The organism is Streptomyces sp. NPDC054765 (assembly GCF_053612065.1).
On the sequence record NZ_JBSHBP010000129.1, the window covers coordinates 2,282 to 8,588 of the forward strand.

A 6,307-nucleotide genomic window follows, 5' to 3' on the forward strand; every position below is an offset into this window, starting at 1 on the left:
GCCGGCGGCCACACCTCCCGATTGGGGTTCGGGGAATTACTACCGACCGGGGGCGCCCCCGTGGGGGGCGCGCCGCATTTCTTTTTGCCTTCTGGGGGGGGCCCGCCGGGGGGGCCCGCACCCGGTCACCGCTTGGGCACGGACTCACCGCTCGACACATCGACCACCTTCCGGCCGTCCAGCGGCGTGTGCAGCGTCACGGTCTTGGTGAACTCCTTGGCGATCTTCACGCAGACCTGGCCCGGCTTCTTGTCCTTGCCGACGACCTTGGTCTGCACGGCCGTGCCGGATTCCTCCGCGCTCACCGAGTAGACGCTGCACACCCCGCCCCAGAAGTGCACCGTCAGCTTCTTGCCGCCGTCGCCCACGTCGTACGACTCCAGGGCCATCGCCCCGGGCTTCCCGGACGGCTTCTGTGTCGCGCCGCCGTCCCGGTGGGCCAGATACTTCGGGTTCACCGCCGGGTGCGCCACCGTCGAGCCGGTGTCCGGGCCGCTGCCGGCGCCCGGCTGGCGCACCGTGTAGAGCCACGACGGCACCAGCGCCTGGCCGCCGTCCACGTACTGCACCGAGAGCCCGAAGACCGCACCGGTCACCTCGGCCGGCTGCTGCCCCTTCGGCTTCGTCGGATCCGGCTCGCACCGGGCGATCCCGCCGCCCTTGCCGCCCTTGCCGCCAGGCATCGAGGGGCAGTCGGCAGGCGTGTGGCCCTCACCCGAATTCAGCCGGTCCAGCGTCTTGTCCGCGCTCAGCACCGGATACTCCGCGCCCTTGACCGGGTTCGCCAACTGGCCGCTCCCGCCGACCACTTGACCGTCCGAGCCGACCTGCAGATCGCTCTGCCAGCCGTACGTCGGCAGCCCGCCGAGCACCGGATTCGCACTGACGATCCGTACCGCGCCGGACAGTCCGCCCGCATCGAGCCGGGCGTCCTCCTGGCCGAGCGCCTTGAGCACCGGCCGCACCGCCTGCTCGGCCTTCTGCGGCGACACCGCGCCCTTGCCGCTGCTGTCGTCCTCGGTCGTGATGTCCCCACCGCCGCGGTACGTCGGACAGCCGGGCCGGCCCGAGGGCGCGGCGCCGTCCGCCCGGTCCTGGCCCTTCCCGCCCTTGGGGGAGGCGGGCAGCGCACAGTTGGTGCCGCCCGGGGTGCCGTACTGCGAGAACGTCCAGGCGCCCGAGCCGGACTTGTTCACCTGGAGGACGGGGCTGCGGGCGTCCTGTGACAGCCCGCCCACCTTCCAGGAGGTGCCCTCCGAGCGGACCTTTCCGGACACATCCAGTGCCTTCGCCAGCCGTTCCACCGACTGCCGGCTGATCTCGCCCTCGGGGCGGTACACGGGCGCGGCCGCCGGGCCGCCGGGAAGCTTCTTCACCGCCCGGTACTTCGCCCCCTGCGGATTGGGCTCACCGGCCGCGATCGAGCCGCCGCCGCTGTAGCCGTCGAGCGCCAGCGGCGGCGGGTCGCCGGCCGCGGACCCCGCGCCGGAGCCCCCGTGGCCGGCCGCGGACGAGGCCCAGTACGCCGCGCCGCCCCCGGCGAGAAGTACCGCCGCGGCCATCGAGGCGACCACCACTGGGGTGCGCCGCCTGCGCTCCTTGGGGCTCGGTGTGTCGGTGGTGTCCTCGGTGTTCACCGCATCGCTCCTTCGGCTCCGCTGAACATCTGGCGTGCCCACCTGTGTGAGGTGGACGCCGATGGGACGGAGCGGGGGCGTATACGGTTCCCGTGAGGGGCCCTTCGGCCGCCGCCGGGCGGCCGGTCAGTCGCCGTACTCGGACATTCCGTCCACGAGTGCGGCCGATGCGGAGGGGACCTTGATGCCGTGCAGATCGGCGGCGCGTCCCGGCGGTGGCGCGGACTGCCGCCCGGCCCGCCAGCGGCCCGCCATCCGTGCGCAGTCGCCGCGCAGCTCGTCGAGCGATTCGGGGTCCTGCGCGGCGGGCGGTGCGCCCTCGCGCGATGTGACGGCTTTCACAGGCTTGGTCATAGGGGCACCGTACGCAGCCATATGCCGAGGAGAAAGACCTACTATTGGGTAGTTTCAGTAGTTTTCAGTGTCCGGGATGACCGGGTGGCGCGCGACCCCGGCGGGTAGCGTTGCTACCCGTCCGCCCGCCCCTACGCCTTCCGCAGGAGCAGACCCGTCGTGCGTATCGCAGTCACCGGCTCCATCGCCACCGACCACCTGATGACCTTCCCCGGCCGCTTCGCCGATCAGCTGGTCGCCGACCAGCTGCATACGGTCTCCCTCTCGTTCCTGGTCGACCAGCTCGACGTCCGCCGCGGCGGCGTCGCCGCCAACATCTGCTTCGGCATGGGCCAGCTCGGCACCGCGCCGATCCTGGTCGGTGCCGCCGGCAACGACTTCGAGGAGTACCGCGCCTGGCTCGACCGCCACGGCGTCGACACCCGCTCCGTACGCATCTCCGAGGTCCTGCACACCGCGCGCTTCGTGTGCACCACCGACGCCGACCACAACCAGATCGGCTCCTTCTACACCGGCGCGATGAGCGAGGCCCGGCTGATCGAGCTGCAGCACGTCTCCGAGCGGGTCGGCGGCCTGGACCTCGTCGTGATCGGCGCGGACGACCCCGAGGCGATGATCCGCCACACCGAGGAGTGCCGCAGCCGCGGTATCCCCTTCGGCGCCGACTTCTCCCAGCAGATCGCCCGGATGGACGGCGACGCCATCCGCACCCTCCTGGAGGACGCGGCCTACCTCTTCTCCAACGAGTACGAGAAGGGCCTGATCGAGTCCAAGACCGGCTGGAGCGCCGACGAGATCCTGGCCAAGGTCGGCACCCGCGTCACCACCCTCGGCGCCAACGGCGTCCGCATCGAGCGGGTCGGCGAGCCGGCCATCGAGGTCGGCGTCCCGGAGGAGAACGCCAAGGCCGACCCCACGGGCGTCGGCGACGCCTTCCGTGCCGGCTTCCTGTCCGGCCTGGCCTGGGGCGTCGGCCTGGAGCGTGCCGCGCAGGTCGGCTGCATGCTGGCGACGCTGGTCATCGAGACCGTCGGCACCCAGGAGTACGAGCTGCACCGCAGCCACTTCATGGACCGCTTCACCAAGGCCTACGGCCACGAGGCCGCGGCCGAGGTCCAGCAGTACCTGGCCTGACCGGCCCCCTCAGGCGCGGCGCCGCACGACATACGCGGCGCCGCGCTCGGCCGCCCGCTCGCCCACGTACTCCTGGTCGCGCATGGCGCACCAGGCGGGGATGTCCTGCCGGGCGGCCTCGTCGTCGGAAAGCACCGTCACCGTCCCGCCGGCCGGCACCTCGTTGATCACCTTCGCCAGCTCGATGACCGGGATCGGGCAGCGCTTGCCGAGCGCGTCGACGACCAGGCCGCCGGCCGCGGCGGATTCCGGGGCCGCGGCGGATTGACCGGGCGCGCCCGGTCCGGCGGGTCCGGTGGCGGCCCCGGCCTCCGGCGGAACCGCTGCCGGGGCGGCGTGCGGCGCCCCGCCGGCCGTCGCCGGTGCGGACCCGCCCCCCGCCGCCGGGACCCCCAGCCGCTCCCGCACGGAGCGCACCACCTGCGGCAGCACCTCCAAGAAGCGCTCCACCTCCGCCTCGGGCGTGCCGTACGGCAGCGAGACCCGCACATTCCCCTCGGACAGCACACCCATCGCGCGCAGCACATGGCTCGGTGCCAGGGTGCTGGACGTGCACGACGATCCGGACGACACCGAGAAGCCGGCCCGGTCCAGCTCGTGCAGCAGCGCCTCCCCGTCGACATGGAGACAGGAGAAGGTGACGAGATGAGGGAGGCGGCGCACCGGATCGCCGACCACCTCCACATCCGGGACCAGCTCCGGCACCCGCACCCGGATCCGGTCCACCAGCCGCCGCAGCCGCGCCGGTTCGTCCCGGGTCTCCGGGGCCGCCCGCAGCGCCCGCAGGGACGCCGCGGCGGCCACGACCGCCGGGATGTTCTCGAACCCCGCACTGCGGCCCGACTCCCGCTCGTCCCGCGGCCCCTGGGGAGCGAACCGGGTCCCCTTGCGGACCGCGAGCAGCCCCACACCGGGCGGGCCGCCCCACTTGTGGGCGCTCGCCGTCAGCAGCGACCAGGTGCCGGGCACCGGCCCCCACGGCAGCGACTGCGCGGCATCCACCAGGAGGGGGACCGCCGCCTCCCGGCAGAGCGCGGCCACCTCTTCGACCGGTTGTTCGGTTCCCACCTCGTGGTTGGCCGACTGGAGGCAGACCAGCGCGGTGTCCGGGCCGAGCGCGGCGGCGACCTCGCCGGCCGCCACCCGGCCCGTACGGTCCACCGGCAGCTCCAGGCAGCTGCCGCCGGCCGCCTCGTGGACCTCGGCGGCATGCAGGACGCAGGAGTGCTCGACCGCGGAGTACAGCAGCCGGCGGCCGGCCCGCCGGCGGGCCGCCAGCGCGCCGGAGACTCCCGAGTGCACCGCCTGCGTCCCCGAAGGGGTGAAAACCAGCTCGTCCGGGCGGCAGCCCACGGCCTCGGCCGCCGCCTCCCGCGCGGCGTCCAGCAGCAGCCGGGCACGCCGTCCCTCACGGTGGAGGCGGGACGGGTCGGCCCAGCCTTCGTCGAGCGAGGCGAGCAGGGCCTCCCGGGCGACGGGATGCAGCGGGGCGGCGGACGCCGCGTCGAAATAGGGCACGTACGAAACGGTAGTACCCCGGCCGGGACCGGGAGGCGTCTCCACCCCGCCGGGTGCCGGCCCGGGGTCCCGGGCGCCGGGGTTCCGGCGGGCGGGGCCGGTGAACACGGCCTCGGGGAGGGCGCTGGAGCGACGCCGAGCATGGCGTCAGATGCCTGGTGGAAGCGGGTATTCGGGGGTTTGCGGGCCGTCCCCCGGAGGCCTCGGCCACCCCTTAGGGGTGCGGCGCGGCGCGTTGGGCACCCTCCCCGCGCGACCCCAAATAGCGTCCAGTAGGGTTTGGTCCGCATAAACATCCAAACCCCTGCCCGTGCCAGGGCCGGCGACCGACCAGCGAGACGGCCGCAGCCGGTCTCGCGGGCGAGACTCTCGGGAAGGCGCTACGTGAGTCCCAACGGCTCCGACCGCTCGTCGCGGCGCCCGATGCGGCGGAAGCTGCCGCAGGTGCTTGCTGCGGGCCTGGTCCTGGCGACCGCTACTGGTTGCACATATAAGGACTTCCCCCGCCTCGGCATGCCAACGCCCGTCACCGACGAGGCGCCGCGGATCCTCTCTCTTTGGCAGGGCTCCTGGGCCGCCGCCCTCGCAACGGGCGTGCTGGTCTGGGGCCTGATCATCTGGAGCGTGATCTTCCACCGCCGCAGCAGGACCAAGGTGGAGGTCCCCGCGCAGACGCGGTACAACATGCCGATCGAGGCGTTGTACACGATCGTCCCGTTCATCATCATTGCGGTGCTTTTCTACTTCACCGCACGTGATGAGAGCGCAGTCCTCAAGACTTCCAAGAAGCCGGACCACATCGTCAACGTGGTGGGCTTCCAGTGGAGCTGGGCGTTCAACTACCTGGAGAACGTGGACGGCAACAAGTCGACCTCGAACATCAACTCCCATGCACTGGACGGGATCCCGCCCAAGTGGAAGAAGGGCGCTCCGGCCGGTGCCGACGGCGTCTATGACTCCGGTACTCCGGGCGAGCGCAACCCGCAGACCGGCAACCCGGGTCCGACCCTGTGGCTGCCCAAGGGTGAGACGGTCCAGTTCGTGCTGACCTCTCGTGACGTCATCCACTCCTTCTGGGTGGTGCCCTTCCTGATGAAGCAGGACGTCATCCCGGGCCACACCAACGTCTTCGAGGTGACTCCCAACAAGGAGGGCACCTTCATGGGCAAGTGCGCCGAGCTCTGCGGCGTCGACCACTCCCGGATGCTCTTCAACGTCAAGGTTGTCTCCCCCGAGCGGTACCGGGAGCACCTGAAGGACCTGGCGAAGAAGGGCCAGACCGGATACCTGCCGTCGGGCATCAAGCAGACGGATCACGCCAGGAATGCGGAGACCAAGAACCAGTGAGCATCCTCAACGAACCTCAGGGTGCCGCCGCCGATACGGCTCCGGCAGCACCGCCCGTACGCAAGAAGCAACCCGGCATCGCCGTGGTGAAGTGGCTGACGACCACCGACCACAAGACCATCGGCACGATGTACCTGGTCACGTCGTTCGCGTTCTTCTGCGTCGGCGGACTGATGGCGCTGCTCATGCGCGCCGAGCTGGCCCGTCCCGGCACGCAGATCATGTCGAACGAGCAGTTCAACCAGGCGTTCACGATGCACGGCACGATCATGCTGCTGATGTTCGCGACGCCGCTGTTCGCCGGATTCGCGAACTGG

General features: G+C 71.7%; 6 protein-coding genes. 3 read left to right on the top strand and 3 right to left on the bottom strand.

The features are described 5' to 3' along the window. Window positions 1–125: 125 nt before the first annotated feature. Window positions 126–1,637 carry a hypothetical protein gene (locus ACWGJY_RS37055; protein ID WP_453265296.1) on the bottom strand — a complete coding sequence of 504 codons (1,512 nt, stop codon included), beginning with the start codon at window positions 1,635–1,637 and terminating at the stop codon, window positions 126–128. Between the two features lie 126 nt (window positions 1,638–1,763). Beyond that, window positions 1,764–1,991, bottom strand: a complete 228-nt coding sequence (locus ACWGJY_RS37060; protein WP_453265297.1) for a hypothetical protein — start codon at window positions 1,989–1,991, stop codon at window positions 1,764–1,766. Between the two features lie 159 nt (window positions 1,992–2,150). Between ACWGJY_RS37060 and ACWGJY_RS37065 the strand changes: the two genes are divergently transcribed. Next, entirely contained in the window at window positions 2,151–3,125 is a 975-nt protein-coding gene (locus ACWGJY_RS37065) for a carbohydrate kinase family protein (RefSeq protein WP_453265298.1), read from the top strand. A 9-nt stretch (window positions 3,126–3,134) separates the two neighbouring features. On the opposite strand, the gene ACWGJY_RS37070 is transcribed toward ACWGJY_RS37065, so the two are convergent. After that, complete coding sequence (locus ACWGJY_RS37070) at window positions 3,135–4,643, bottom strand: aminotransferase class V-fold PLP-dependent enzyme (RefSeq protein WP_453265299.1); 1,509 nt, start codon at window positions 4,641–4,643, stop codon at window positions 3,135–3,137. Between the two features lie 384 nt (window positions 4,644–5,027). Here ACWGJY_RS37070 and ctaC point away from each other — a divergent pair, with 384 nt between their 5' ends. Together ctaC and ACWGJY_RS37080 are read left to right on the top strand one after the other, a co-directional pair. Further along, window positions 5,028–5,990, top strand: a complete 963-nt coding sequence (gene ctaC, locus ACWGJY_RS37075; RefSeq protein WP_453265300.1) for an aa3-type cytochrome oxidase subunit II — start codon at window positions 5,028–5,030, stop codon at window positions 5,988–5,990. Further along, the coding region (locus ACWGJY_RS37080) for a cbb3-type cytochrome c oxidase subunit I (RefSeq protein WP_453265301.1) at window positions 5,987–6,307 on the top strand (321 nt) is incomplete at its 3' end. The genes ctaC and ACWGJY_RS37080, both read left to right, overlap by 4 nt.

Coding starts and splice junctions, on each gene's coding strand:
- ACWGJY_RS37060 (WP_453265297.1), bottom strand. CDS start 1,991: ATGACCAAGCCTGTGAAAGCCGTCACATCGCGCGAGGGCGCACCGCCC.